Source organism: Sinorhizobium sp. CCBAU 05631 (assembly GCF_002288505.1).
Lineage (GTDB): Bacteria > Pseudomonadota > Alphaproteobacteria > Rhizobiales > Rhizobiaceae > Sinorhizobium > Sinorhizobium fredii_C.
The window spans coordinates 854,855-881,409 of record NZ_CP023064.1; the positions used below are offsets into that span (position 1 = coordinate 854,855).

The 26,555-nt window shown below is 63.4% G+C and carries 21 protein-coding genes; 14 read left to right on the forward strand and 7 right to left on the reverse strand.

From position 1 onward, the window contains the following. Positions 1-388 precede the first annotated feature (388 nt). Positions 389-1,435 carry a class II fructose-bisphosphate aldolase gene (fba, locus tag SS05631_RS23520; protein ID WP_037417213.1) on the forward strand — a complete coding sequence of 349 codons (1,047 nt, stop codon included), beginning with the start codon at positions 389-391 and terminating at the stop codon, positions 1,433-1,435. Between the two features lie 63 nt (positions 1,436-1,498). Here the strand turns inward: fba and SS05631_RS23525 are convergent, their stop codons facing one another. The 5 genes from SS05631_RS23525 to SS05631_RS23545 all read right to left on the reverse strand — a co-directional run bounded on the left by SS05631_RS23525 (position 1,499) and on the right by SS05631_RS23545 (position 7,739). Further along, complete coding sequence (locus SS05631_RS23525; RefSeq protein WP_037417318.1) at positions 1,499-3,292, reverse strand: ABC transporter ATP-binding protein; 1,794 nt, start codon at positions 3,290-3,292, stop codon at positions 1,499-1,501. Further along, positions 3,292-4,308 carry a glycosyltransferase gene (locus SS05631_RS23530; protein WP_037417211.1) on the reverse strand — a complete coding sequence of 339 codons (1,017 nt, stop codon included), beginning with the start codon at positions 4,306-4,308 and terminating at the stop codon, positions 3,292-3,294. Before SS05631_RS23530 ends, SS05631_RS23525 begins: the two co-directional genes overlap by 1 nt. A 1-nt stretch (position 4,309) precedes the next feature. After that, on the reverse strand, positions 4,310-5,413 hold the full coding sequence (locus SS05631_RS23535) for a glycosyltransferase (protein WP_037417315.1): 1,104 nt from the start codon (positions 5,411-5,413) through the stop codon (positions 4,310-4,312). A 14-nt stretch (positions 5,414-5,427) separates the two neighbouring features. Then, positions 5,428-6,564, reverse strand: coding sequence for an acyltransferase (locus SS05631_RS23540; RefSeq protein ID WP_037417312.1), 1,137 nt, complete (start codon positions 6,562-6,564; stop codon positions 5,428-5,430). A gap of 347 nt (positions 6,565-6,911) precedes the next feature. Then, positions 6,912-7,739, reverse strand: coding sequence for a MerR family transcriptional regulator (locus SS05631_RS23545; RefSeq protein WP_037417208.1), 828 nt, complete (start codon positions 7,737-7,739; stop codon positions 6,912-6,914). 225 nt (positions 7,740-7,964) lie between these two features. Between SS05631_RS23545 and SS05631_RS23550 the strand changes: the two genes are divergently transcribed. The 3 genes from SS05631_RS23550 to htpG all read left to right on the forward strand — a co-directional run bounded on the left by SS05631_RS23550 (position 7,965) and on the right by htpG (position 12,884). Beyond that, positions 7,965-9,233, forward strand: a complete 1,269-nt coding sequence (locus tag SS05631_RS23550; RefSeq protein WP_037417206.1) for a 4-aminobutyrate--2-oxoglutarate transaminase — start codon at positions 7,965-7,967, stop codon at positions 9,231-9,233. 125 nt (positions 9,234-9,358) lie between these two features. Next, positions 9,359-10,834: an NAD-dependent succinate-semialdehyde dehydrogenase gene (locus tag SS05631_RS23555; protein WP_037417203.1), complete on the forward strand. Its 1,476-nt coding sequence runs from the start codon at positions 9,359-9,361 to the stop codon at positions 10,832-10,834. 163 nt (positions 10,835-10,997) lie between these two features. Then, entirely contained in the window at positions 10,998-12,884 is a 1,887-nt protein-coding gene (gene htpG, locus SS05631_RS23560; protein ID WP_037417200.1) for a molecular chaperone HtpG, read from the forward strand. Between the two features lie 183 nt (positions 12,885-13,067). Here htpG and SS05631_RS23565 read toward each other — a convergent pair whose 3' ends face one another. Together SS05631_RS23565 and SS05631_RS23570 are read right to left on the reverse strand one after the other, a co-directional pair. After that, positions 13,068-14,258 (reverse strand): CaiB/BaiF CoA-transferase family protein, encoded by a 1,191-nt coding sequence (locus tag SS05631_RS23565; protein ID WP_037417197.1) that lies wholly within the window; start codon positions 14,256-14,258, stop codon positions 13,068-13,070. 11 nt (positions 14,259-14,269) lie between these two features. Then, positions 14,270-15,457 carry an acyl-CoA dehydrogenase gene (locus SS05631_RS23570; RefSeq protein WP_037417194.1) on the reverse strand — a complete coding sequence of 396 codons (1,188 nt, stop codon included), beginning with the start codon at positions 15,455-15,457 and terminating at the stop codon, positions 14,270-14,272. A 330-nt stretch (positions 15,458-15,787) separates the two neighbouring features. Between SS05631_RS23570 and phnC the strand changes: the two genes are divergently transcribed. The 10 genes from phnC (at position 15,788) to hutG (ending at position 26,540) form a co-directional block, all read left to right on the forward strand. Further along, a complete protein-coding gene (gene phnC, locus SS05631_RS23575) occupies positions 15,788-16,630 on the forward strand; it encodes a phosphonate ABC transporter ATP-binding protein (RefSeq protein ID WP_037417191.1) in 843 nt (280 codons plus the stop codon). 88 nt (positions 16,631-16,718) lie between these two features. Further along, a complete protein-coding gene (gene phnD, locus SS05631_RS23580) occupies positions 16,719-17,624 on the forward strand; it encodes a phosphonate ABC transporter substrate-binding protein (RefSeq protein WP_037417188.1) in 906 nt (301 codons plus the stop codon). A 106-nt stretch (positions 17,625-17,730) separates the two neighbouring features. Continuing rightward, on the forward strand, positions 17,731-18,693 hold the full coding sequence (gene phnE / locus SS05631_RS23585) for a phosphonate ABC transporter, permease protein PhnE (protein ID WP_037417185.1): 963 nt from the start codon (positions 17,731-17,733) through the stop codon (positions 18,691-18,693). 9 nt (positions 18,694-18,702) lie between these two features. Then, positions 18,703-20,220 carry a phosphonate ABC transporter, permease protein PhnE gene (phnE, locus tag SS05631_RS23590; RefSeq protein WP_037417182.1) on the forward strand — a complete coding sequence of 506 codons (1,518 nt, stop codon included), beginning with the start codon at positions 18,703-18,705 and terminating at the stop codon, positions 20,218-20,220. Positions 20,221-20,344: 124 nt separating this feature from the next. Beyond that, positions 20,345-21,052 (forward strand): DUF1045 domain-containing protein, encoded by a 708-nt coding sequence (locus SS05631_RS23595; RefSeq protein WP_037417180.1) that lies wholly within the window; start codon positions 20,345-20,347, stop codon positions 21,050-21,052. Position 21,053: 1 nt separating this feature from the next. After that, positions 21,054-22,193, forward strand: a complete 1,140-nt coding sequence (locus tag SS05631_RS23600; RefSeq protein WP_037417178.1) for an alpha-D-ribose 1-methylphosphonate 5-triphosphate diphosphatase — start codon at positions 21,054-21,056, stop codon at positions 22,191-22,193. Further along, a complete protein-coding gene (gene phnN, locus SS05631_RS23605; RefSeq protein ID WP_037417175.1) occupies positions 22,190-22,777 on the forward strand; it encodes a phosphonate metabolism protein/1,5-bisphosphokinase (PRPP-forming) PhnN in 588 nt (195 codons plus the stop codon). The genes SS05631_RS23600 and phnN overlap by 4 nt, the downstream gene beginning before the upstream one ends. A gap of 178 nt (positions 22,778-22,955) precedes the next feature. After that, positions 22,956-24,203 (forward strand): imidazolonepropionase, encoded by a 1,248-nt coding sequence (gene hutI, locus SS05631_RS23610; protein WP_037417172.1) that lies wholly within the window; start codon positions 22,956-22,958, stop codon positions 24,201-24,203. After that, positions 24,200-25,735, forward strand: a complete 1,536-nt coding sequence (gene hutH / locus SS05631_RS23615) for a histidine ammonia-lyase (protein ID WP_037417169.1) — start codon at positions 24,200-24,202, stop codon at positions 25,733-25,735. The genes hutI and hutH overlap by 4 nt, the downstream gene beginning before the upstream one ends. Position 25,736: 1 nt before the next feature. Continuing rightward, entirely contained in the window at positions 25,737-26,540 is an 804-nt protein-coding gene (gene hutG / locus SS05631_RS23620) for an N-formylglutamate deformylase (RefSeq protein WP_037417164.1), read from the forward strand. The last annotated feature ends 15 nt before the right edge of the window (positions 26,541-26,555 follow it).

Here is a 26,555-nt window from a genome sequence, read left to right on the forward strand (position 1 = left end):
GCCGGCCGAAGACACCCGCAACCAGGCGACGGATCGAGACAAGGAGAGAACAGGCACGACGAAAGCGCCGTTCCCACCGGATTTCTCCGCGGACGCCACCACCAACCAGAAAGCGAATGCCCCGATTTTTCGCATGAGGGCTTTTCATCCACAGCAAATTCCTCTGACGCACGTCAATCAACTGTCCGCCCCGCCCATCGTTCCGGTTGCCAAAAGGTCCTCATCAACTATTGTGCCTCTGACTTGGGCCGCTAAGCCGGTTCGGAGGCATCGGAGCGCGCGCGCACGCTGCCGCGTCGCCGGCGAACGAGCCCGCACCGTGGCGGCGCGTGGGCCGCTTCATTCACGGCGCCTGGAGTGAGGCGCACCAGCATCAGGGAGATTTCGAATGGCATTGATCACATTGCGGCAACTGCTCGACCATGCGGCGGAGAACGACTACGCGCTGCCGGCCTTCAATGTGAACAATCTCGAATATATCCAGGCGGTCATGCGCGCCGCCGATGCGACCGACTCCCCGGTGATCCTTCAGGCAAGCCGCGGCGCGCGTGCCTATGCGGGCGACGCCTTCCTGCGTCACCTGATCCTCGGTGCGGCGGAAGAATATCCGCATATCCCGGTCTGTCTGCATCTCGACCACGGCGACCAGCCTTCGACCTGCATTTCGGCGATCACCAACGGCTTCACATCGGTGATGATGGACGGCTCGCTGGAAAAGGACGGCAAGACCGTCGCCAGCTACGATTACAATGTGGCAGTCACGGCCGAAGTGGTGAAGATCGCTCATGCGGCGGGCGTTTCGGTCGAAGGCGAACTCGGCTGCCTCGGCAACCTCGAAACCGGCGCCGGCGACAAGGAAGACGGACACGGATTCGAAGGCAAGCTTTCGCGTGAAGAATTGCTGACCGACCCCGACCAGGCCCTCGACTTCGTCTCCAAGACCGGCGTCGATGCTCTGGCGGTGGCGATCGGCACCAGCCACGGCGCCTACAAGTTCACGCGCGAGCCGGATGGCGAAATCCTTTCGATCGAGACGATCGCCAAGATCAACAAGCGGCTTCCGAACACCCACCTCGTCATGCACGGATCATCCTCGGTGCCCGCCGACCTGCAGGAATTGTTCAACGCCTATGGCGGCAAGATGAAGAAGACCTGGGGCGTGCCGGTATCCGAGATCCAGAAGGCCATCCCGCTCGGCGTCCGCAAGGTCAATATCGACACGGACCTCCGGCTCGCCTTCACCGGCGAGATCCGCAAGCACCATATCGAACATCCGGACAATTTCGATCCGCGCAACTACCTGAAGCCGGCCATCGCGCATATGACCGAAGTCTGCAAGGAGCGCTTCGAGGCCTTCCGCGCGGCCGGCCAAGCATCGAAGATCCGGGTGCTGCGGCTCCCGGAAATGGCCAAGCGCTACGCCAAGGCAGCCTGACGGCGCATTGCCAGACAGGAAGGCGGAAGCCGCGCACCCGGACTGACGGCGCGCGGCTTTATTTTAGTCCAGCCGCTCCAGCGGCGCCTCATGCTCGTAGAGCTGATCCATGCTGAGCGAGGCGACGTCGGCGAGCGGCGTCTGACTTTTCACGCGGCCGCTTCCGAGAACCACGACGTCGTCGCAAAAGGAAATCGTGCTTCTGTGATGGCTGATGACGATGGTCGTGCGCCGGCCGGCGCGCAGCTTGAGCGTCTCGACGATTGCCGCCTCCGACAGTCCATCCACGGCGTTCGTCGCCTCATCGAGAATCAGGATCGCTGGATCGCGCACCAGCGCCCTCGCAAGCGCGATGCGTTGGCGTTGCCCGGCCGAAAGACTCGCTCCCCGATAGCCGACCACAGTCTCGTAGCCTTGCGGCAGCATTTCGATGAAGCTGTGCGCTTCGGCCAGTTTGGCCGCTCGCTCGACTTCCGCGGCCGTCGCCTCCTGACCGTAGGTGATGTTTTCATGAATACTGCCATCGACGAGTTCCAGGTCCTGGCTGGCGACGGCGATCTGGCGCCGCCATTGCGCCGGATCGATCTGATCGAGCGGCACGCCGTCGATGAGGATCCGGCCTTCGTCCGGGTCGACGAAGCGGCACAGGAGGTTGACGATCGTCGTCTTGCCGGCGCCCGATCGGCCTATGAGGGCCGTCGAACGGCCCATGCGGATCGCGAAGGTGGCGGCGCGCAACACGACGGGGCGCGCTTCCAAGCCCGGATATCTAAAGGTCACCCGATCGAATGCGATGTCCCGGTGCAGGCCCTCGACCGGTTCGCTCCCGGCCGGGGGTTTCGGCTTGTCAGACGAATCCAAGAGCCAGCGCACTTCTTCGAGCGATCCGCTCCAGCCCTGGATTTGGCTCCAGGACATTTGCAAGGCTCGCACATGCGGTTGCAGCCGGTAGAGCAGCACGACGAAGGCAACGATTACCGGGAAGCTCACGCCGACGGACCAGGCGCTCACGACCGCCCCCAGGAAAAGCGCGGAATGCAGTACTTCCGTCAGCGGCGGCAGGATGCCCTGTCGCGTTTGCAAGACGAAAGCCGCATGGCGCACGGAATCGGAGGCCGTGTCGAACGCCGCCTTCTCGCGACCTTCCTGCCCGAAAACGCGGATCAGCCGTCCCGCATGAACGAGATGCAGCATCCGCGCCGCAAGCTCGCTGTTGAAGGAGGTCACATTGCGGCTAGGGCCCCTCAGGGTCGCCGATAGTGCCGCATGCGCTATCTGGACAAGGATCAGACCGAGCGCGACGAAAAGCGTCATCTGCCAGGAAAGAAGCAGCAGGAAGGCCAACAGGATCACCGCGGCGGACGCGTTCACCACGGCGGCGAGCACGGTCTGGATCGCGTCCGAGGCCCGCCAGGATTCATTCGAGATGATGTTGAGCAGCCGGCCGGGGTTCTGTTGCAGGAAGAATGGGTAGCCTATACGCAAGAGCTGATTGGCCAATGCGCTGCGGGTCGAATGGCTCGCCTTTCCGTAGATAAAATTGGTGAGTACGGTGTTCGCGAAGGCGAGGAGGTTCTTAAGGACGATCAGCGCAAGGATCGCAGCCGCGAGTGCCAGCAGCCTGTCGCCTTTGTCCAGCTCCGATCCCACCTGCTGGAAGATCGCCGAGATACCGCTCAGAGCGGGGGAATCGTCGCTGCCGGCGATAATCCCGAGCATCGGGATGATGAGACCGATGCCGGCTCCTTCGAGCGCCGCGCTTGCGAGTCCGAGCACCACGACTAATGGAAGCAGGTGCAATTGGCGCCCGAGCGCGTCACGCAGAAACTGCAGGCCTGGCATGAGGAAGCGCACAATCATCGGCTCCGCTCCAGCTCAGCTGTCCTCTCCTCGACCGGCTGCAGCTCGGTCGGCGCGGCCCGGCTTGCCACAACGAGATAGGCGAATTTCGCGGCGCCCAACAGGTTCATGGACACGATCGGCCAATGGGACAGTTGGAGTTCAGGATCGAAACGGGGACCGCCAAAGACCTGGCCACATGCCGATCTGACCGTCCAACAGAAATGCCGGAGAAGCCACGGCGCTTTGAAGAGATGTTTCAGGCAAAGCGCTCCGTTGCCCAGGCTGTAGCTTCGGTGGAGCTTTTCGATCGCAGCGCGGGACGTTCGTCCGTGGTGATGAAACACCGTCATGTCCGGGACGTATTCGACGGGGATGCCGAGTTGAAAGGCACGCACGAGATAGTCGGTATCCTCGGCGGAATGGAGCGGCGTGCCCGCGCCGAAGCGTTCGTCGAAGTGGCCGATAAGAGCAGCGACCTCGCGGTGCATGGTCATGTTGCAGCCGAGGACGAAGCCGCCGGGATGGACATCGCGGGTCAGGCGGGCAGCGATCTTCGACCGCTTGATTGTGAAAGGCTGGTCGCAGGCGTTGCCGAGCTCGACGCGGCCGCCGCGAACAACGCGCTGGTCGCCGGTTACGTAATGCCGTTCCAGGTCACGCAAATAGGCTCGATCAATTTCGCAGTCATCATCTACGAACACCAGAATCCGTCCGCCGGCCCGCTCCAATCCCGCATTGCGCGCGGCCGCAAGGCCCAGGCGCGGCTCGGTGACGAGCGTGATCGTCATATTTGAAGACGCGGCGATGCGGCGCAGCTCGAGCGGTGTGTCGTCCGTCGATCCGTTGTCGACCACCACGAGTTCGCTAGTGACGGCGGGGTAAGCGCTGCGAGCCGCCTCTATCGAACGGATACAGGCCTTAAGCGCCCGTACGCGGTTCCGCGTACAGACGATGAAGCTCGCGTAAGGCCTCGTCCGCGCCCCAGCAGCGCAAAGGTTCGTCCTCGGTTCCAGCGTACGTTCAAGCGCCATTTCACACCGCGCCATGTTGAGGAAGGATCGTCGCCGCTGGAACGGATTGCATATAACGCGCCAGCCAATCCACTTTCCTGGTCGCGGCCATGGAGAGTCGGCTGCACCAGGGTGCACGCGCGCCGGCGAGCAGGCCGTACCGCTCCCGGCGCCGAATGAGCTGCCATTTCCCCGTCCGTGTCAGGAAATCGTGCGTCAGTTCCGGCCGTTCTTCATCGACGATCATCTGATAGAGGAAGTAGAAGAAGCACAGGATGCCGTCTTCGTAGGCCTTGCGTGTCTCGGCCGGGCAGGTGGAAATCCTGCGTTCCAGCGAGAGCATGAATTCGGAAACGGCCGCGATCGTCTGCCTCGTCACCGCGGCTCCGATCTCGCGAAGCGGGCTGGCATCATCGAAAAGACCATCCCGTTCAAGGTTTTCAGCGACGATCTTCAAGTGCGTGTGACGCATGCGCCGCTGGTGCTTGCTCGTCACGCTGTTGCCATGGATGCGGTAGGCAACCAGTGGCTCGTCGATCATCGCGGCCGGACAACAGTCGGCGATCCGACGGAACAGATCGAAGTCTTCCGCATGCGGATAGTCCGGATCATAGACGAGAAAACTTTCGGGGATTGCTTTCCGATTGTAGACGACGGTCGAGTGGAGGAAGAGGGTGAAAAACATCGACAGGATGCGCATGCTTTCCCGCCGGTATATCGGGCTAGGCTTCCCGCGGATGATGCGTGTGCCGATAAGCGTATCGACGCCTGAGCCGCACAAGGCAAGCCGAGGCTCTTCGGCAAATAGCGCGACCTGTCGGGAGATGCGCGACGGATAGGCAACGTCATCGGCATCCATCCGCGCCACGAGCTCGCCGTTTGCGAGCGCCAGTCCCTCGTTCAAGGTCGCAATCAGGCCGCGGTTCTCCCGCGAAAGAATGGAAAGGCGACCATCCCCTTTTCGATAAGTCTCGAGGATCTCCAGCGAACGATCCGTCGATCCATCGTCGATCGCAATCACTTCAAGGTGTTTGTAGTCCTGGTACAGAATGCTCTCGAGCGCTGCAGCGAGGTAGGGTTCGCCATTGTAGACGGGCAGCAGGACGGACACCAATTGGCTGGGCATGGTTCGGCTCATGTTTATTGCACCTCCGAGCCCTGGAAGGCCCCAGTGCGCTCACCCGGCGCGGGCCGATACGCGGCGCCTTCCGAATTCCCGCTTCCGCGGCGAACATAGGGGAAGTGGCGTTTTAGCGCGTTGAGCGGCTGCTCGAAGGCGATCCAGGAAATCGAAGCAAGGATCAGCGTACCGGCGCCGGCGACCAGGAGCCGCCCCGGCCCCTGCTCCGAAACATTGACGGGAATGATGGGTTGCGCCTTGACGACAAGGGCAAGCACGATCGCATGGTAAAGATAGATGCCGTAGCTGATGCGGCCGAGGGCGACCATCGGCCCCCATCCGAGAAGGCGGCCAAAAGTGCCTCCGATCCCGCGCGGGCAATTGCCGACGAGCAGCGCCAGCGGCAGGAGCGGAAGGATCTCGAGCCCCATCCAGGCTAGCCACTCCAGGAGCGGCGGCTTCGACGTCGGGCGAGACCATAGGAGGATCAGGGAAATGGCCATAAGCGGCACCCAGCTTCGCTCAACCCATCGAGGCCAAGCTTCTCTGCTTGATCGTCTGGTGGCCAGAAGCGCGCCGACCGCCAGCGCGTCCATCGAGGCCGGCGGCAACAAGTCGCGCGCGAGCGACGGCGTCCCGGTCAAGGGCCAATAGAAGCGGTAGGCGAGCGAGAGGGCGATTACGCCGAGACAGATAGCGGCGACCGAGCGCCTGGGCGCCATAAGCACGGCCAGCGGCCAGACAATGTAGAATTGCTCCTCGATGCTCAGGCTCCAGGTATGACAGAGCACCCAAGGGTTCCACTCGTTCTGCAGCGCATACCAGAAGTTCGAAAGATAGAGCGCGTGCCAGGCGAGCACTTGCTTGGACCCTTCCAAACCGATCAGCCAAACGAAGCCTAGCACCGCGAAGTACGGAGGAAAGATGCGCAGCGCCCGGCGCACGTAGAAGGATTTGAGGGCCGCAGCAGTTTCGAAGCGAGCATCAGCGCGCGCTTCGAGCAGCAACCGGGTGATCAGGAAACCGCTCATAACGAAGAACAATCGTACCCCGATATGTCCCAGATGGGATCCGTCGGCGAAGAAGTGCGCGTAGAGAACCAATGAAACGGCGATGGCTCTTAGGCCGTCCAGCTGCCGGTCGCGCGCAATCTGCATGAACATCCCCAGAGTAAAACCTTGCGGGATTCTTCTTGGCGGCATCCCTTGCCGGTATGATTTTTGCCGCAGCTTCGCCAGATGCTCTTCGGAAGAGCGGTGAGTTCAGGTATATGAAAAATAGTTAAGGCGGTGGTCGGCGACTGTATAGCCGAATAGGGCCAAACTTTGGCACGCGTCGCGCAAGCATTCCGGTGGAGGCATCGGAACGCGCAGAAGTGTGTTTCGCCTGCAACGAGAGACGAGATCTGAGTTGGTTGCAAGAATCTTGGCACTACGCCAAATAAGATGCAGCAGCGGTACGCCTACTTACCTGAAGTCGCCGCCGTAACTCTTTGCCAAGCCGCCTAAAAAGTCGGCGGCGTATTGATCCACAGCAGCACGGTCTCGCCGTCGTGGCGGTTCGACCAGGCATGGCGGCGGCGGCTCTCGAAATAGAGGGAGTCGCCCGGATGCAGGTCGTAGAACTGATCCGAATCCAGCACGAACTCGACGCGACCGGAAAGCACATAGACGAACTCCTCGCCTTCGTGCCGATAGGCTCCCTCGCTCGAGGCGCCGGGCGCCAGTATGAAGCGGTGGCAGTCCATCTGGTTCTTACCCTCGGCAAGCAGTTGCACCGTCACGCCTGGAGTCGTACGCGGCCAATTGCGCCATTCGCCGGCGCGGACAAGCGCGCGTGCCTGCGGCTCCTCTTCACCCGAGAGGCTCGAGACCGTGGTGCCAAAATGTTCGGCGAGATTGTGCAAGACGGCAATCGAGACGCCCTGGGAGGTTCGTTCGAGCGTCGAGAGTACCGATGGCGCGATGCCGACATCGCCGGCCACCTGTTCCAGTGTCTTGCCCGCCGCATGCCTGAGGCTTCTCAATTTGCGCCCGACCTGGAGGTCGGCATTGGCTTCCGCCGACGGCCCGGGCCTGGCGTGGTCGTTCGCCGCGCCTTCGGCCTCCAGCGCCTCGCGAATTGCCGCCGGGTTGAGGCCGCGCTCGGCGCGAAACCAGGAAATGCGCTTCAACCGCGCCAGGTCGGCCTCGGTATATTGCCGATGGCCGGTCGCCGAACGGCCGGGCACCACGAGCCCTTGGGTTTCCCAAAGACGCAGCGTCGAAGCCGAGACGCCGGCGAGCCTTGCCGCTTCGGCCACCTTGTAGCGAATATTGTCCGGCCCGCTCATCTAGATCCGTCCCTTCCGACGCCGAAGACGGCGCGATTCCCCGTCGTGCACAGTTTTCGGCAATCTAGCGGCGCGCCCCGCGGATTTACAAGAAGCGGCCATCACTAGGCCTGCTCGCTCCATCACCAAATTTGATTTGCTTTCCATGTCAAAAGATGTACCACTTCCGGAGAAAAGTTGCAGAAAAAATGCAATATATCTCTGAATCCAGACAGGACAGCGACGATGACCAGCCTGACCGAACGCAAGAATGCCGCCATTTCCCGCGGCGTGGGGATGACAACGCAGATCTATGCCGAGCGCGCCGAAAATGCCGAGATCTGGGACAAGGAAGGCAATCGCTTTATCGATTTCGCTTCCGGCATCGCCGTGGTCAATACCGGACACCGCCATCCGAAGGTGATCGCTGCCGTCAAGGCGCAGCTCGATCGCTTCACCCACACCTGCCATCAGGTCGTTCCCTATGAGAACTACGTTCACTTGGCAGAGCGGCTGAATGCGCTCACCCCCGGCACGTTCGCCAAAAAGACGATCTTCGTCACCACCGGCGCCGAGGCGGTCGAAAACGCGGTGAAGATCGCCCGCGCCGCAACCGGACGCCAGGCCATCATCGCCTTCGGCGGCGGCTTCCATGGCCGCACCTTCATGGGCATGGCGCTGACCGGCAAGGTCGTGCCCTACAAGGTCGGCTTCGGCGCGATGCCAGCCGACGTGTTCCATGCCCCCTTCCCGATCGAGTTGCACGGCGTCAGCGTCGAGCAGTCGATCGCAGCGCTGAAGAAGCTCTTTGCCGCCGACGTCGATCCGGGCCGCGTCGCGGCTATCATCCTCGAACCGGTTCAGGGCGAAGGCGGCTTCTATCCGGCCCCGACCGCGTTCCTGAAGGCACTCCGCGAGATTTGCGATCAGCACGGCATCCTGTTGATCGCCGACGAAGTCCAGACCGGCTTTGCCCGCACCGGCAAGCTCTTCGCTATGCAGCATCATGACGTTGCTCCGGATCTGACGACGATGGCGAAGAGCCTCGCCGGCGGCTTTCCGCTCGCGGCGGTGACGGGCCGCGCCGAGATCATGGACGCGCCGGGCCCGGGGGGCCTTGGCGGCACCTATGGCGGCAATCCGATCGGCATCGCAGCCGCCCACGCCGTGCTCGACGTCATCGAGGAAGAGCAGCTTTGCGAGCGGGCAAACCAGCTCGGCAACCGGCTCAAGCAGCGCCTTGCCGAGATCCGCGAAAAGGCGCCGGAGATCGCCGACATCCGCGGCCCCGGCTTCATGAACGCCGTCGAATTCAATGACGCGAAACCGAACCTGCCGAGCGCGGAGTTCGCCAACAAGGCCCGCCTCGTCGCCCTCGAAAAGGGATTGATCCTGCTCACCTGCGGCGTCCACGGCAATGTCATCCGCTTCCTGGCGCCGATCACCATCCAGGAAGAAGTCTTCGCCGAAGCGCTCGATATCCTCGAAGCATCGATCGTCGAAGCGCGCGGTTGACGGCACGCCGGCCGACCGCTATCGCGCTCGTCCGACACCGGCTTGGGGCGCGCGGACGCGTGCCCCGCAACAAAACAAAGAGCGAGGCTTGCTGAGCCGTGGCCCGCCTCGCCGGAGGACGCGCCATGGCCCTGACACCCGCACTCACCAAGCACCTTCGCGCAGCGGACCAATTCGCAACGCTCGATCGGGTGACCCGGGCCGCCTCCGAGTGGAACGGCCCGACCTTCGATGTCTTCAATCCTTCGACCGGCGAATTGCTGGCGACGCTGCCCGACATGGAGATCGAGGACGCCCATGCCGCAATCGATGCGGCCGCCTGCGCCCAGCCGCTCTGGGCGGGAAAGCCTGCCAAGGACCGAAGCGCGATCCTGCGCCGCTGGCACGACCTGATCGTCGAGCATGTCGACGATCTCGCTGCCATTCTCACGGCCGAGATGGGCAAGCCGCTCGGCGAGGCGAAGGGCGAAGTGCTGCACGCCGCTTCCTATGTCGAGTGGTATGCGGAGGAGGCGAAACGCGTCTATGGCGAAACCTTTCCTGCCCCTGCCAACGACCGTCGCATGCTCGTCATCAAGCAGCCGGTCGGCGTCGTTGGCACAATCACGCCCTGGAATTTCCCGGCATCGATGGTCGCCCGCAAGATTTCACCGGCGCTTGCCGCCGGCTGCGCCGTCGTCCTGAAGCCTGCGGAACAGACGCCACTCGTCGCCGGTGCGATGTTCGTGCTCGCCGAGAAGGCCGGCTTTCCAGAAGGCGTGCTCAATTTGCTCTACGCTTCGGAGGGGGCGCCGATCGGGCGCGAACTCTGCAGCAATCCCAAGGTCCGCAAGATCAGCTTCACCGGTTCGACCGAAGTCGGCCGCCTGCTGATGCGGCAATGCTCCGACCAGATCAAGAAGGTCAGCCTCGAACTCGGCGGCAACGCCCCTTTCATCGTCTTTGACGACGCCGACATAGACGAGGCGGTTGACGGCGCGGTTCAGGCGAAGTTCCGCAATGCCGGGCAGACCTGCGTTTCGGCAAACCGCATCTATGTGCAATCGGCGGTGCACGACGCCTTCGCCGCGAAATTTGTCGCGCGGGTACGCGAGCTCAGCGTTGGCGACGGCTTTTCGCCCGGCATCACCATCGGTCCGATGATCGATGGCCATGCGATCGAGAAGATCGAGGCGCATGTCGCCGACGCCCTCGCCAAGGGTGCCGAACTGCGCTGCGGCGGGGAGCGAATCGGCACGAACGGGACCTTCTTCGCGCCCACGGTTCTCACCGGCATCTCGCACGACATGCGCGTCGCCCAGGAGGAGACATTCGGGCCGATCGCCCCGATCATCCGCTTCGAGACCGCCGAGCAGGTGGTGGCCGAGGCGAACGACACGATCTACGGTCTCGCCGCCTATTTCTATGCGGAGAATCTCAAGCGGGTCTGGCATGTGGCCGAGGCGCTGGAATACGGCATGGTCGGCATCAATACCGGTCGCATGTCCTCCGAGGCAGCCCCCTTCGGCGGAATAAAGCAGTCCGGGATCGGCCGCGAGGGTTCGCGCCACGGCCTCGAAGACTATCTCGAGATGAAATATCTCTGTATGGGCAATATCTGACCTTTCGAGCTGCACCTCTCGGTTCATCGCATTGCCGGAACCTTCCGGCTCTTGAAATTCACGCTGCGCCTTGCCAATTGGGGCGAAAACCGAAGCAGGATGAATATCCGTCGGCTCGCTTTGGCCCGTCGAAGTCAGCTAATCCCAGGAGGCCCGCAGCACGATGAGTGACGTCGAAATGTCCGTCGAGAAACATGTCTTCGAAGCCGATGTGGCGAAACTGCTGCATCTGATGGTGCACTCGGTCTATTCCGACAAGAACGTCTTTCTCCGCGAACTGATTTCGAATGCCGCGGACGCCTGCGAGAAGCTGCGCTACGAGGCGATCGTCGCGCCGGAACTGCTTGGCAGCGATCCCGCTCCGCGCATCACGCTAACGCTGGACGAGGAGAACGGCCGCCTGGTCGTCGAGGACAACGGCATCGGCATGAGCCGCGACGAGCTGGTCGAATCGCTCGGCACGATCGCCCGCTCCGGCACCCGCGCCTTCATGGAGCGGATCGAGGCGGCACAGGGCAAGGACGGCGCGCAGCTGATCGGCCAGTTCGGCGTCGGCTTCTATTCGGCCTTCATGGTGGCCGACAATGTTGACGTCGTTTCCCGCCGCGCCGGCGCCGACAAGGCCTGGCATTGGGCGTCGGACGGCAAGGGCAGCTACACGGTCTCCGCCGTCGAGCTCGCCGATGCGCCGGCGCGCGGCACCCGCATCACGCTGCATCTTATGGAGGACGCAAGAACCTACACCTCGCGCTGGACCGTCGAGCGGATCGTCAAGGATCAGTCCGGGCACGTGCCGGTACCGATCTCGATCGTCGAGAAGCCAGGCGCCGAGCCTGCACAGGTTGCCGACGGTACGGCGCTGTGGACCAAGCAGAAGAGCGACATCAGCAAGGAAGACTACACGGACTTCTACCGCGGCGTTGCCGGGCAGTACGACGAGCCGGCGGTGACCGTCCACTTCCGCGCAGAGGGGCGCCACGAATATACGGCGCTCGCCTTCGTTCCCGGCTCGAAGCCTTTCGACCTGTTCGACCCGGACCGCAAGGGCCGCATGAAGCTCTATGTGAAGCGTGTCTTCATCACCGACGAGGCGGAGTTGCTGCCGCGCTACCTGCGCTTCGTGCGCGGCCTCGTCGACACCGCCGATCTGCCGCTCAACGTGTCGCGCGAGATGATCCAGGAAAGCCCGCTGCTTGCGAGCATCCGCAAGGGCCTGACGAATCGCGTGCTGACGAGCATTGAAAAGCTCGCGGAGGGCGAGCCGGAGACCTTCACCACGCTTTGGGAGAACTTCGGCAGCGTCATCAAGGAAGGCATCTACGAGGATTTCGAGCGGCGGAGTCAGCTGCTGGCTCTTTCCCGATTCCGTACGACTGCCGGCGATGAAAAGCCGCGCGCCTTGAGCGACTACGTCAAGGATATGAAGGAAAGCCAGTCGGCGATCTACTACCTCACCGGCGACAACCTCGCCCAGCTTAAGGCGTCTCCGCAGCTCGAGGGATTTCGCGCCCGCGGTATCGACGTGCTGCTCTTGACGGATCCGGTTGACAGCTTCTGGGTGACGACGGCGCCTGATTTCGAGGGAAAGCCGTTCAAGTCGATCACCCAGGGCGCCGCGGACCTCGCCGGAATCGCGAGGCAGGACTCAGAAGCCGCCTCGTCCGAGGCGAATCCCGCCGTCACCGAGTTCGTGGACTTTGCCAAGGCGACGCTCGGCGAAGCGGTTTCGGATGTGAGAGCTTCCGACCGCCTGACGGAAAGCGCCGTCTGCCTCGTGGCGCCGGAACACGGTCCGGACCGTCAGCTGCAGAAGATGCTGCAAGGTGCGGGGCGTATCGAAGGAGCGGCAAAGCCTGTGCTCGAAATCAATCCCGGGCATCACCTGATCGCCGCCCTAGCTGACTGCCCGGCGGAAGAAGGCTCGTTCCGAGAGGACGCAGTGAAACTGCTTCTCGATCAGGCGCGGGTTTTGGACGGCGACAAGCCGGAGGATCCGCGCGCCTTTGCGGAGCGGCTGTCGCGCGTTTTTGATAGGGCGTTGAAGGGCTAAAATTCTGCCCCTCATCCGGCCTGCCGGCCACCTTCTCCCCGCACGCGGGGCGAAGGAGACTCGCGGCGCCTCTCAAGCTCCCTCTCCCCGCAAGACGGGGAGAGGGTTAGTACCCGGGCTAAACCCGAGGAGAGGGGCAAATCAAGACACGCGCGTGCAAAATCAGGGCAAGTCTGTACGACCTCATCCCTTCTCCGGGCCGCGCGCGCCCATTCCAATTTCCGCCAGCACTTCAGCCGTATGCTCGCCTAGACGCGGCACGCCGCGCTCCAGGGCCAGCGCTGCGCCGGAAAACCGGACCGGTGCTCTGACACCCGGCGACGTGCCGGTCGCCGCACCCGTATGCGGCGTCTCGACCCGCATCCGCCGATGGACGATCTGAGGATCGGCAAAGACGTCGGCAACCGTGTTGATCGGCCCGCCCGGCACGCCGGCCGCTTCTAGCTTGGCGAGCAGGGCGTCCCGGGTAAAGTCTTGGGTTTTCGCGGCGAGTTCCGGCGTCAGGCTGTCACGGTGCTGAACACGGCCCGCATTCGTGCGGTAGCGGTCGTCGGCGGCAAGGTCGGGACGGCCGAGCAGGTCGCAGAACTTGATAAACTGTCGGTCGTTGCCGACCGCGACGATCAGGTGGCCATCCGAGGTCGGGAACACCTGGTAGGGCGCAATATTCGGATGGGCGTTGCCAAGCCGCCGCGGCGCCTTGCCGGAGACGAGGAAGTTCAGCGCCTGATTGGCGAGCACGCCGGTCATGCAGTCGAGCAGAGCCATGTCAATCTGTTGGCCTTCTCCGGTGCGCTCCCGCTGCGCCAGGGCCGCCTGCACGGCGATGACGCCATAGAGGCCGGTGAAGATGTCGGCAAAGGCCACGCCGATCTTCTGCGGCTCTCGATCCGGTTCGCCGGTCAGGTCCATGATGCCGCTCATGCCCTGGATGATATAGTCGTAGCCGGCGCGATGAGCGTAGGGCCCGTCCTGGCCGAAGCCGGTGACGGAGCAATAGATCAGCCGCGGATTGATTTGTCTGAGGCTCTGATAGTCGAGCCCGTATTTGGCGAGCCCGCCGACCTTGAAGTTTTCGAGAACGACGTCGGACTGCGCCGCGAGCCGGCGCACGGCCTCCTGCCCCTCCTCCGTCGTGAAGTCGAGAACGACGGAGCGTTTTCCCCGATTGCAAGCATGGAAATAGGCGGCATCGAGCTTCTCGCCCCCCTCGCCTTCGACGAAGGGTGGCCCCCAGCTGCGCGTGTCGTCTCCGGCCGGACTTTCCACTTTGATGACCTCGGCGCCGAGATCGGCGAGCGTCTGGCCGATCCACGGACCGGCGAGGATGCGGGCGAGTTCGAGAACCTTTATGCCCTTCAGCGGCGCTTCCATCGTCACACCGCTCAGAAAAAGGCCTGCAGCCCAGTCTGGGCGCGGCCGAGGATCAGCGCATGGACGTCGTGCGTCCCCTCATAGGTGTTGACCGTCTCGAGGTTCACCATGTGGCGCATGACCTGGTACTCCTCGGAAATGCCGTTGCCCCCATGCATGTCGCGGGCCATGCGGGCAATGTCGAGCGCCTTCCCGCAATTGTTGCGCTTGACGATCGAGATCATCTCCGGCGCCATCCGCCCCTCGTCCATCAGCCGCCCGACGCGCAGCGACGCCTGCAGCCCGAGCGCGATCTCGGTCTGCATGTCGGCGAGCTTCTTCTGGAAGAGCTGGGTCTGGGCGAGCGGTCGGTTGAACTGCTTGCGGTCGAGGCCGTATTGCCGCGCCGCATGCCAGCAGAATTCGGCCGCGCCCAGCGCTCCCCAGGAAATGCCGTAACGGGCGCGGTTGAGGCAGCCGAAAGGACCCTTGAGACCTTCGACATTCGGAAGCAACGCCTCCTCCCCCACTTCGACATTGTCGAGAACGATCTCGCCGGTGATCGACGCCCTGAGCGAAAGCTTGCCGGCGATCTTCGGCGCCGATACGCCCTTCATGCCCTTCTCCAGCACGAAGCCGCGAATGGCATTGCCATGCGCCTCCGACTTGGCCCAGACGACGAAGACATCGGCGAGCGGCGCGTTGGATATCCACATCTTCGAGCCGATCAGCCGATAGCCGCTGCCGGTCTTGATCGCCCTGGTCTTCATACCTGCCGGATCGGAACCGGCATCCGGCTCGGTAAGGCCGAAGCAGCCGATCCACTCGCCGCTTATCAGCTTCGGCAAGTACCTTTGCTTCTGCTCCTCGGAGCCGTAGGCGAAGATCGGATAGATCACCAGCGAGGATTGCACGCTCATCATCGAGCGATAGCCGGAATCGACCCGCTCGACCTCGCGGGCGACGAGTCCATAGGCGACATAGGAGGCGCCGACGCCGCCATAGGTGTCGGGCACGGTCACGCCGAGCAGGCCGAGCTCGCCCATTTCGCGGAAGATCGCCGGATCGGTCTTTTCGTCACGATAGGCTTCGATCACCCGCGGCTGCAGCCGCTCCTGGGCGTAGGCGCGCGCCGTATCGCGGATCATTCGCTCGTCTTCGCTCAGCTGATCCTCGAGGAGGAATGGGTCGTCCCACTGAAATTGACTTTTGCCGGCCATGTTTCTCTCCCATCGGATCTAAATAGGACCGGGAATCAGGCCGCATACCTTTCCCCATCCCGCTCCCTGGCGTTATCGCAACCGGGGTCGAGCCTTTCAAATGCAATTGAGGCAATGGCTCATGCACCTGCTGCATGGTTTTCCTGAATTGGGGGCAGTTGCAAGCAGTCGTCTGCTTCATCCGCTTCTGTTGTCGCTGATGAGAGGGCCCAGGCCCGCGCCTGTGAACTGTAACAGAAGCTACAACAAACTGACATCGCGCCTTCACGAAGCGTCGATATGGCAGGGATCACTAATAAACGATCGCCCACCGACGAGGACCTGCCGCCGATGTTTCAGTTGAGGAACGTGACCCGCCAGTTCGGCAAGAAGCGAGCCGTCGACACGGTCACCTTCGACATACCGCAAGGTCAGATGGTCGGGGTCATCGGCCGGTCCGGGGCGGGCAAGTCGACGCTTCTGCGGATGATCAATCGGCTCGTCGACCCCACCTCCGGGACGATCGAATTCGCCGGCATCGAGGTATCCTCGCTCAGGGGTTCTGCCCTGCGGCATTGGCAGCGCGACTGCGCGATGATCTTCCAGCAGTTCAATCTGGTTCCGCGCCTCGACGTTCTGACCAATGTCCTCCTCGGCCGGCTGAACCATCGTTCGACGGTCTCGAGCATCCTCAACCTGTTCACCCGGGAGGAACGGATCATGGCGATCGGCGCACTCGAGCGTCTCGGCATCGAGCAGACGGCGCTGCAGCCGGCCGGTACGCTTTCCGGCGGCCAGCAGCAGCGCGTCGCGATCGCCCGGGCGCTGATGCAGCAGCCGAAGGTGCTTCTCGCCGACGAGCCGATCGCGTCGCTCGATCCGCTCAACGCCAAGATTGTCATGGATGCGCTGCGCGACATCAACGAGCGTGACGGCATCACCGTCGTCACCAACCTGCACACGCTCGACACGGCGCGCAACTATTGCGAACGGATCATCGGCATGGCGCAGGGCCGGATCGTCTTCGACGGACAGCCGAAGGATCTCACCGCCACGGCGGTCGCCGAGATCTACGGCGCCGAAACGGCGATCGAGGAATCGATGACCTCGACGAGCATCAACATTCCCGCGGCTGTCGCTCGCGAGGAAAACGCATCGGCCGGCTACAAGCCGCTGGCACTGGCCGGCCTCTAAGGCCGCCGCGATCGAATGCCCGCGTCAAGGGCGCCCAATCGAAACAGCCACTGATCCGGCGAGGCCGGATAAACGGGAGACGAACCTCATGCTGAAGAAAGCTCTTCTGGGCGCCGTTGCGCTCATCGCCCTGGCCGGCCATGCCCAGGCCGAAGACCTAAAGGAATTCCGCATCGGCATCATGGGCGGCGAGAACGAAGCCGACCGCCTGCGCAACTACCAGTGCCTGGTCGACAAGCTCCCGGCCGCCATCGGCGTCGAGAAGGTCTCGCTCTTCCCGGCTGCAGACTATGACGGCGTCATCCAGGGGCTGCTCGGCGGCACGCTCGACTATGCCGAACTCGGCGCTTCCGGCTACGCCAAGATCTACCTCGCCAAGGCTGATGCCGTCGAGCCGATCTTGACCACGGTCCAGACCGATGGCTCCACCGGCTACCACTCGATCATGGTCGCCCGCAAGGACGCCGGCATCACCAAGCTCGAGGATCTCAAGGGCAAGAAGCTCGGCTTCGCCGATCCGGACTCCACCTCCGGCTACCTCGTCCCCCTCGTCACCCTTCCGGAAGCGATCGGCGCACCGGTCAAGGAATATTTCGGAGAGACCGGCTTCGGCGGCGGTCATGAAAACCTCGTCCTCGAAGTCCTCAAGGGCACCTTCGCTGCCGGCACGACCTTCGGCTCCGGCGTCGGCGAGTTCAAGGACGGCTACACCTCCGGCAATCTGCGCAAGATGGTCGACAAGGGCGTGCTCGACATGAACGACCTCGTCGAGCTGTGGCGCTCGCCGCTGATTCCGAACGGCCCGATCGTCGTGCGTACAACGATGAACGACGACATGAAGGCGAAGTTCAAGCAGTTCATGATGGATCTGCCGAAGACCGACGCCGCCTGCTTCTCCGCCATCCAGGGCGGTGATTTCACCGGCTTTACGGAAGTCAACAGCGATTTCTACAAGCCGATCATCGACGCTCGCAAGGCAACGATCGGCGGCTGATCAAGAACCGCCAGATTTACGCTGGCCGCGTTACGCGGCCAGCGTTTGATTGTTCGGGGTTGCCGCCGGCACCCACCGCAAGAGGCCGGCACGAGCCGGAAATCCCATGGCCACCTCCCTGCTGTCACAGCGCTTGAGCGAGAACGGCGCCCTGATCGAGCGTCATTGGCAGGAGCTCAATACGCGCCGTCGCCTCTACACCTGCCTCGGGCTTGTCGCCCTGGCGCTGGCGCTCCTCGGCTCGCTCTGGTTCGCGAACGACTCGAATGCCGGGAAATTCCTTGTCCGCCTGCCGCATTTCTTCGACTTCGTCGGTGACCTGATGCCGCGCGAGCCGATGGAGATCGTTCGGGCGCTCTTCGATCTGCCCTCTCCCTACGACGACGGCAGTTTCAAATACAACTATCCGGATGGCCGGCTATACGTCACCGAGAGCGTCTACATTCCCGAATACTTTCACAAGATGCTGGAGACGGTGAATATCGCCATCTTCTCGACGCTGATTGGTGCGTTCTTCGGCTTCATTCTGTGCTTCCTCGCGGCCCGCAACCTGACGCCCAGCGCTTGGGTGCGCGGCCCGGTCCGCCGGATCATGGAAATCCTGCGCGCATTTCCGGAAGTCGTGATCGCCGGCTTCTTCCTGGCGATCCTGTCGCTCGGCCCGATCCCCGCGATCGCGGCGGTGTCGATTCACACGATCGGTGCGCTGGGCAAGCTGTTCTTCGAAGTGGTCGAGAATGCCGACATGAAGCCGGAGGAGGGCCTGCGCGCTGTTGGCGCCAGCTGGATCGAGCGGGTTTGGTTCGGGATCGTGCCGCAGGTCTTGCCGAACTTCACCAGCTATTTCCTGCTTCGCCTGGAGATCAACGTGCGCGCCTCGACGATCATCGGCGCTGTCGGCGGCGGCGGAATCGGCGAGCTCCTGCGCCTGTCGATCGGCCAGGGCCATCAGGCCAAGACGCTCGCGATCGTGCTTTTGCTCTTCGCAACGATCTTCGCCGTCGATCAGTTCTCCGCCTGGCTTCGCCGCCGCCTCGTCGGCGACCAGGCCTTCCAGCTCGCCCAGTAGGAGCGCGCCATGATTGCCTCGACCAAGCCCAGCGCGCTCGAAATGGAAGCCATTGCGGCGCGCCACCCGCATCTCCTGCAGTCATCCACCGCAAGGCGGCGCAGGACGGCGCTGATCGGCATCGGCGTCGTTCTCTATCTCGCATTCAGCTGGTGGCTCTTCTCGATCGGCCATGTGCTCGCCAACGCCAATTGGGGTATCGCGGGCACCTATCTCGCCGACTGGGTCTCCTATGAGGTTCGACCCGAGATCGCCGTCGCCCCCGACGGGACGATGGCCGTTTCCTACCAGCGCAACTCGCCGCTCGGTCGAAATCCCGATCCGGAATGGGTGACCCTCGAAAAGCGGACGGCAACGCGCACCGTCGAGGCACCGGCTGCGACGAAACAGGCGCCGAAGCCGAAGACGAGTTCCTCATTCAACTTCATGGCTCCGAAGGCGGCACTCGGTGGCGGAGAGGCTGCAGCCGCCCAGAACGCTGATGAGACACGTACCGAGGAAATCGTAACCCGAGCGGTCGTAACCTATGACCGTTCGACGCGCATCGAAGTCGGCGACAAACTGGTCACCGCCAACCACGGCGGCGAAACGCTCACCATGACGGTTGACGGTGTCGACACCGTCACGCCGCAGACACCCCTCCCAAGCTGGGCCACGCAGAAGCGGCCGGGCGAAAAGGTCACGCTTTCCTTCGGCTCCACCGGCTGGGCGGAAGTTACCGGCGACGAGGTCTCGATCCGCAATCGCTTCTTCGGCTGGGCGAACTTCCTCTTCGACACCAACTCGCCGTTCTTCGGAAAATCCTACGGCGAAGTGGCACGTCTGATCCTGTCGGGAGACCGAATCGACCCGGCGCGCTCGAACCTGTCACTCGCCTGGGACAACGTCCTCTACAATGCCGAATGGCAGCATCTCGATGTCTGGACGAAGCTGCTGCAGACGGTCGTCATGGCCTTTGTCGGGACGGTGTTCGCGTCCCTTATCGCCTTCCCGCTCTGTTTCCTTGCCGCCCGCAACATCACCCCGAGCCGTGTAACCAACCAGTTGGCCAAGCGCTTCTTCGATTTCCTGCGCTCGGTCGACATGTTCATCTGGGCGCTGTTCTTCACCCGTGCCTTCGGTCCGGGGCCGCTTGCCGGCATGTCGGCGATTTTCTTCACCGACACCGGCACGCTCGGCAAGCTCTACTCCGAAGCGCTGGAAAACATCGATGACAAGCAGCGCGAAGGCGTCAAATCCGTCGGCGCTCCGCCGGTCGCGGTGCAGCGCTTCGGCGTGCTGCCGCAGGTGCTTCCCGTCTTTGCCAGCCAGGCGCTTTATTTCTGGGAATCGAACACCCGCTCCGCGACTATCATCGGCGCCGTCGGGGCCGGCGGCATCGGGCTGAAGCTTTGGGAAGCCATGCGGACCAATTCGGATTGGGAAAATGTCGCCTATATGGTGCTTTTGATCTTGATGGTTGTCTTCGTTTTCGACAGCATCTCGAACGCGTGCCGCTCCCGGCTGATCGGGCGCAGCGGACACTGAACTCTTTTTGCGCTTCAGACCGATGCGATCATGATGTTGTCATGCAAATCGGCTAGCTGCGCATCACACCCACAAGTGGTCGGCTCGCCTCACCGCCGGCCGACGATCAAGAAAGTGAAGACCAGTGCGCTACGCAATCTATTTCGCGCCGCCGGCCGATGACCGGCTGTCGCAGACCGCGTCCCGTTGGCTCGGCCGCGATGCCTTCCTCGACGGCGCCTTGGCCTGGCCGGACAACTTGGCACTCGAACGGGAACAGCACATGACCCTGACGGCCGAGCCGCGCCGCTACGGTTTCCATGGGACCTTGAAAGCGCCCTTCGCGCTTGCGGCGGGACGAAGCGAAGCGGAATTGATCGCCGCCTTCGACGAATTCGCCGCGGAAATCGAGCCCTTCGAGATACCGGAGATCAGGCTCCAACAAATCGGTCCGTTCTTCGCGCTCGTACCGAGCGCGACGTCGGCGCCCATGCAAGATTTGGCGGAGCAGGCGGTTCGCCGCTTCGAGCCTTTTCGCGCCCCTCTCTCCGGAGCTGATCTCGCCCGCCGCAATCCGGAAAAACTGACGCAGCTTCAAAAGGATTACCTCGCGGCATGGGGATACCCCTATGTCTTCGAGGAGTTCCAGTTCCATCTGACGCTCACCGGCTCCGTGCCGGAGGAGACGCGCGGCCTGATGCGCGATACGCTCGAGGCCGCCTTCGACGAATTTATCGGGCGGCCGCTGAGCGTCTCGACGATCGCTCTTTTCGTCGAGCCGCAGCGCGGCGCCCCCTTCACCGTTCATTCCCTGCTGCCACTCGGCAGCGCATCCGCACGAAAGATTGCATGACATGAGCAGCGAACAGGTTCTGAGCAATGCCCGCATCGTTCTCGAAAATGACATCATCGATGGTTCGGTGCTGATCCGCGACGGCAAGATTGCCGACATTTCGGAAGGGGCGAGTCGGGTTGGCGAAGATTTCGAGGGCGACTACCTGTTGCCCGGGCTGATCGAGCTTCACACCGACCACCTGGAGGCGCATTATTCGCCGCGTCCGGGTGTGCGCTGGCTGAAGATCGCCGCCATCCAGGCGCACGACGCCCAGGTCGTCACCTCCGGCATCACCACCGTCTTCGACTGTCTGCGCCTCGGCTCGGACGAGGAAAGCGGCTTCCCGAAGGGCGAGATGCGCAGCATGGCCGACGCCTTGGCGCAGGCGAAGGACGAGGGCCGGCTGCGCGCCGACCACCTCATCCACCTGCGCTGCGAGGTTTCGACCGCCGACGTGCTGGAGCACTACGACGATTTTCGCGACGACCCGCAGGTTCGCCTCGTCTCCCTAATGGATCACGCCCCCGGCCAGCGCCAGTTCCAGACGATGGAGCAGTATATCCTCTACTATAAGACCAAGCGCGGCCTGACCGACGAGGCTTTCGCCGCTTTCGTCGAGCGCCAGCAGGCGCTTTCGGCACGCTATGCGGCCCCGCACCGCACGGCGCTCGCGCAAGCCTGCGCGGAACGCGGCATCACCGTCGCAAGCCACGACGACGCCACCCTCGCGCATGTCGAGGAGTCGATCGGCTACGGCGTCCGGCTGGCAGAGTTTCCGACGAGCTTCGAAGCGGCTGAAGCCTCCCACCGGGCGGGATTGAGCGTTCTGATGGGGGCGCCCAACGTCGTGCGCGGCAAGTCGCATTCCGGCAACATCGCCGCGCGTGAGCTTGCGGAACGCGGCGTGCTCGACGTGCTTTCGTCGGATTACGTGCCCTTCAGCCTGATCCATGCACCCTTCATCCTCGCCGACGAGGTCGAGAGCATCGACCTGCCGAGCGCGATCGCCCTGGTGACCGCAACGCCGGCACGCACCGTCGGCCTCACCGATCGCGGCCGGATCGGCGTCGGCCTGCGCGCCGATGTAGCGCGTGTCCATCGGCCCGAGGGCATTCCGGTGGTTCGCTCCGTATGGCGCGAAGGACGGCGTGTCGCATGATGGCCGCGGAAAATCAGGGCGGGACGCTCATCGTCGTCGTCGGCCCGAGCGGCGCCGGCAAGGATAGCGTCATGGGTTTCGCCGCCCGCCACTTCGCGCAGCGGCCGGATATTCTCTTCGTCCGACGGGTCATCACCCGCCCCTCGGATGCCGGCAGCGAAGTGCACGAAAGCGTCTCCACGGCGGAATTCGAAGAGATGCAGCAAGTCGGCGCCTTCGCCGTTTCCTGGCAGGCGCACGGCTTGAGCTACGGAATTCCGCGTGAGATCGCCGACAGGATCGAAAGCGGTATGACGGCAATCGTCAACGGCAGTCGTGCAGCCCTTCCCGCCATCCGAGCCGCCTTCGGCAAGGTGGCCGTTGCCCTGGTCACCGCCGACGCATCGGTGCTCGCAAAGCGCCTCGCCCAACGCGGTCGCGAAAGCGAGGAAGACGTGCTGCGTCGACTGAAGCGGCAGGTCCCCGACGTCGTGGCCGGGCCGGACGTGACCGTGATCGACAATAGCGGCCGGCTCGACATTGCCGGGCAGCGTTTCGTCGCACTTGTCGAACAGCATTGCGCCAAGGCCCCCCACCCCGCCTGATCGCCGACCCTCGGACAATTTCGCCCAAGCCCCGGATCGAAAGACCGGGGCTTTTTTTTGGCGATTGCTGGCCCGGTCCACGGGCCGCCTTACCTCCTGGCAGAAGGTCGAACATTTTTTCCGCTTGCCGCCGGCTTGTTATGTATATACATTATCGCAAGAGAAGGGCGGAAAGCTTATGAACGAAAACGCCGACATGAAAGCGGAACAGAGCAGTCTCTGGCGCAACGTGCGCCTTGCTACGCTTCGCGAGGATTTGGGCCCGCTCGGCATTGTCGAAACGGGCGCCGTGGCCGTGCGCGGTGGTCGGATCGTTTATGCCGGCGCCGAAAGCGAACTCCCCTCTCGGCTGTCCGGCGCCGACCGGGTGATCGATTGCGAAGGCCGCTGGATGACGCCGGCGCTGATCGACTGCCACACCCATATCGTCCATGGCGGGAACCGTGCCCGTGAATTCCAGATGCGGCTCGAAGGCGCGAGCTATGAAGAGATCGCCCGCGCCGGCGGAGGAATCGTCTCCACCGTAAAGGCGACCAATGCACTGTCGGTCGACGAACTCGTCGAAGCAGCGCTGCCGCGGCTCGATACGCTGCTTTCCGAGGGCGTTGCGACGATCGAAGTCAAATCGGGCTATGGCCTCAACATCGAGGCGGAACTGAACATGCTGCAGGCGGCGCGCAAACTCGCGCAAGCGCGCCCGGTCCGCATCGTCACCAGCTATCTCGCCGCCCACGCCACGCCGCCGGAATACAAGGGCCGGAACGCCGACTATATCGAAGATGTCGTTCTCCCCGGACTAAGCCGGGCCCATGCGGAACGACTCGTCGACGCTGTCGATGGCTTCTGCGAGGGGATCGCCTTCTCACCGGCCGAGATCGCCCGTGTGTTCGATCGGGCCAAGGCGCTCGGCCTGCCGGTCAAACTTCATGCCGAACAGCTTTCCGATCTCGGCGGTGCCAAGCTTGCAGCCTCCTATGGCGCGCTTTCGGCCGATCACCTCGAATATCTCGATGCGGACGGCGCGACCGCCATGGCGAAGGCCGGTACCGTCGCCGTCCTGCTGCCGGGAGCATTTTACACCCTTCGCGAAACGCAATTGCCGCCGGTCGAGGCGCTGCGCGCCGCCGGCGCGCGCATCGCGATTGCCACCGATTGCAACCCGGGAACCTCGCCGCTGACGTCTCTTCTCCTGACCATGAACATGTCGGCGACGCTCTTCCGCCTGACGCTGGAGGAATGCCTCGCCGGCGTTACGCGCGAGGCGGCGCGCGCGCTTGGTATCCTCGGCGAGACCGGCACGATCGAAGCGGGAAAGTCGGCCGACCTTGCTCTCTGGGACATCGAGGCGCCGGCTGAGCTGATCTACCGCATCGGGTTCAACCCCCTCTCCGAGCGGATTTTCAAGGGTGAAAGGATTGCCCGATGACCATTGTTCTGAAACCCGGTTCGGTACCGCTCAAGGACCTGGAGGCGATCTATTGGACGGGTAAGCCGGCCCGCCTCGATCGCGCCTATGATGCCGGTATCGAAAAGGCCGCAACCCGGATCGCCGAGATCATCGCCGGCAATGCCCCCGTCTACGGCATCAATACCGGCTTCGGCAAACTCGCCTCGATCAAGATCGACAGCGCCGATGTTGCCACCCTGCAGCGCAATCTGATCCTGTCGCATTGCTGCGGCGTCGGCCAGCCGCTGCCGGAGAATATCGTGCGCCTCATCATGGCGCTGAAGCTCATCTCGCTTGGTCGCGGCGCGTCCGGCGTGCGCCTCGAACTCGTCCGCCTGATCGAAGGGATGCTCGAAAAGGGCGTCATCCCGCTGATCCCGGAAAAAGGCTCGGTCGGCGCCTCCGGCGATCTCGCGCCGCTCGCCCATATGGCCGCGGTGATGATGGGCCATGGCGAGGCCTTCATCGCCGGCGAGCGCATGAAGGGCGATGCTGCCCTAAAGGCAGCCGGGCTTTCCCCGGTGACGCTCGCCGCGAAGGAAGGCCTGGCGCTGATCAACGGCACCCAGGTTTCGACGGCACTGGCGCTGGCGGGCCTGTTCCGTGCCCACAGGGCCGCCCAGGCGGCGCTCATCACCGGCGCGCTCTCGACCGATGCGGCCATGGGATCGTCAGCCCCGTTCCACCCGGAGATCCATACGCTGCGCGGCCATCGCGGCCAGATCGACACGGCGGCCGCACTCCGGGGGCTGCTTGACGGGTCGGTCATTCGCCAAAGCCATCTCGAGGGCGACGAGCGCGTGCAGGATCCCTATTGCATCCGCTGCCAGCCGCAGGTCGACGGCGCCTGCCTCGATCTGCTGCGCTCGGTTGCCGCGACCCTCACCACCGAGGCCAATGCCGTCACCGACAATCCGCTGGTGCTCTCCGACAATTCCGTCGTCTCCGGCGGCAATTTCCATGCCGAGCCGGTCGCCTTCGCCGCCGACCAGATTGCGCTCGCGATCTGTGAGATCGGCGCCATTTCGCAGCGCCGCATTGCGCTCCTCGTTGACCCGGCCTTGAGCTACGGTCTGCCCGCCTTTCTCGCCAAGAAGCCGGGCCTCAATTCCGGGCTGATGATCGCCGAAGTTACCTCGGCCGCGCTTATGTCGGAGAACAAGCAGCTCTCGCATCCCGCCTCCGTCGACTCTACGCCGACGTCGGCCAACCAGGAAGACCACGTCTCCATGGCCTGCCACGGCGCCCGCCGCCTGCTGCAGATGACCGACAATCTGTTCTCGATCGTCGGCATCGAGGCCTTGGCCGCCGTCCAGGGCATCGAATTCCGGGCACCGCTTGCGACCAGCGCGGAACTTCAGAAGGCGGCCGCAGTCGTGCGCGCCGTTTCCCCGACGGTCGAGGAGGATCGCTACATGGCTGACGACCTCAGGTCCGCCGGCGAACTCGTTGCCTCCGGGCGGCTCGCAGCCGCCGTCTCCGACGGCATTCTCCCGCGACTGGAGATTTGACATGGCCGTCTACGAAGTCCGGCAGGGCACCTCGCCCGTCATTCTCGGCTTTCCGCACACGGGCACCGACGTTCCCCCGCCGATCTGGCAGCGCTTGAACGACAACGGCCGTATCCTCGCGGATACCGATTGGCACATCCACGAGCTCTATGAAGACCTGCTGCCGGAAGCGACCATCGTCCGCGCCACCTTCCATCGCTATGTCATCGACGCCAATCGCGATCCGGAGGGCGCCAGCCTCTACCCGGGCCAGAACACGACCGGCCTTGTTCCCGAAACCGATTTTGATGGCGTGCCTATCTGGAAGGAAGACGAAGGCCCGACGGACGCGGATATTGCCGCGAGACTGCGCGATTTTCACGCCCCCTATCACGCCGCGCTCGCCGCCGAGATCGACCGGGTCAAGGCCATTCATGGCGTGGCGGTCCTCTACGACTGCCACTCGATCCGCTCGCATATCCCCTTCCTCTTCGAGGGCAAGCTGCCGGACTTCAATATCGGCACCGATATGGGCAAGACCTGCGCCCAGCAGATCGAGCGTACGACGGCGGATATCGCAAGCAAGGCAGAGGGTTACACCCACATCCTGAACGGACGCTTCAAAGGCGGCTGGACGACCCGTCACTATGGCCGCCCCGAGACCGGCGTCCATGCGATCCAAATGGAACTCGCCCAATCGACTCATTTGGCGACGGAGGCGCCGCCCTTCGCCCTCGACGCAGGCAAGGCCAAGCTGCTCCGCAGTCATTTGAGGGCGATCCTGGAACAGATCGAAGCGATCGCCCTCGGTCTTCGCGATAACTAAACTTACAGAATTGAA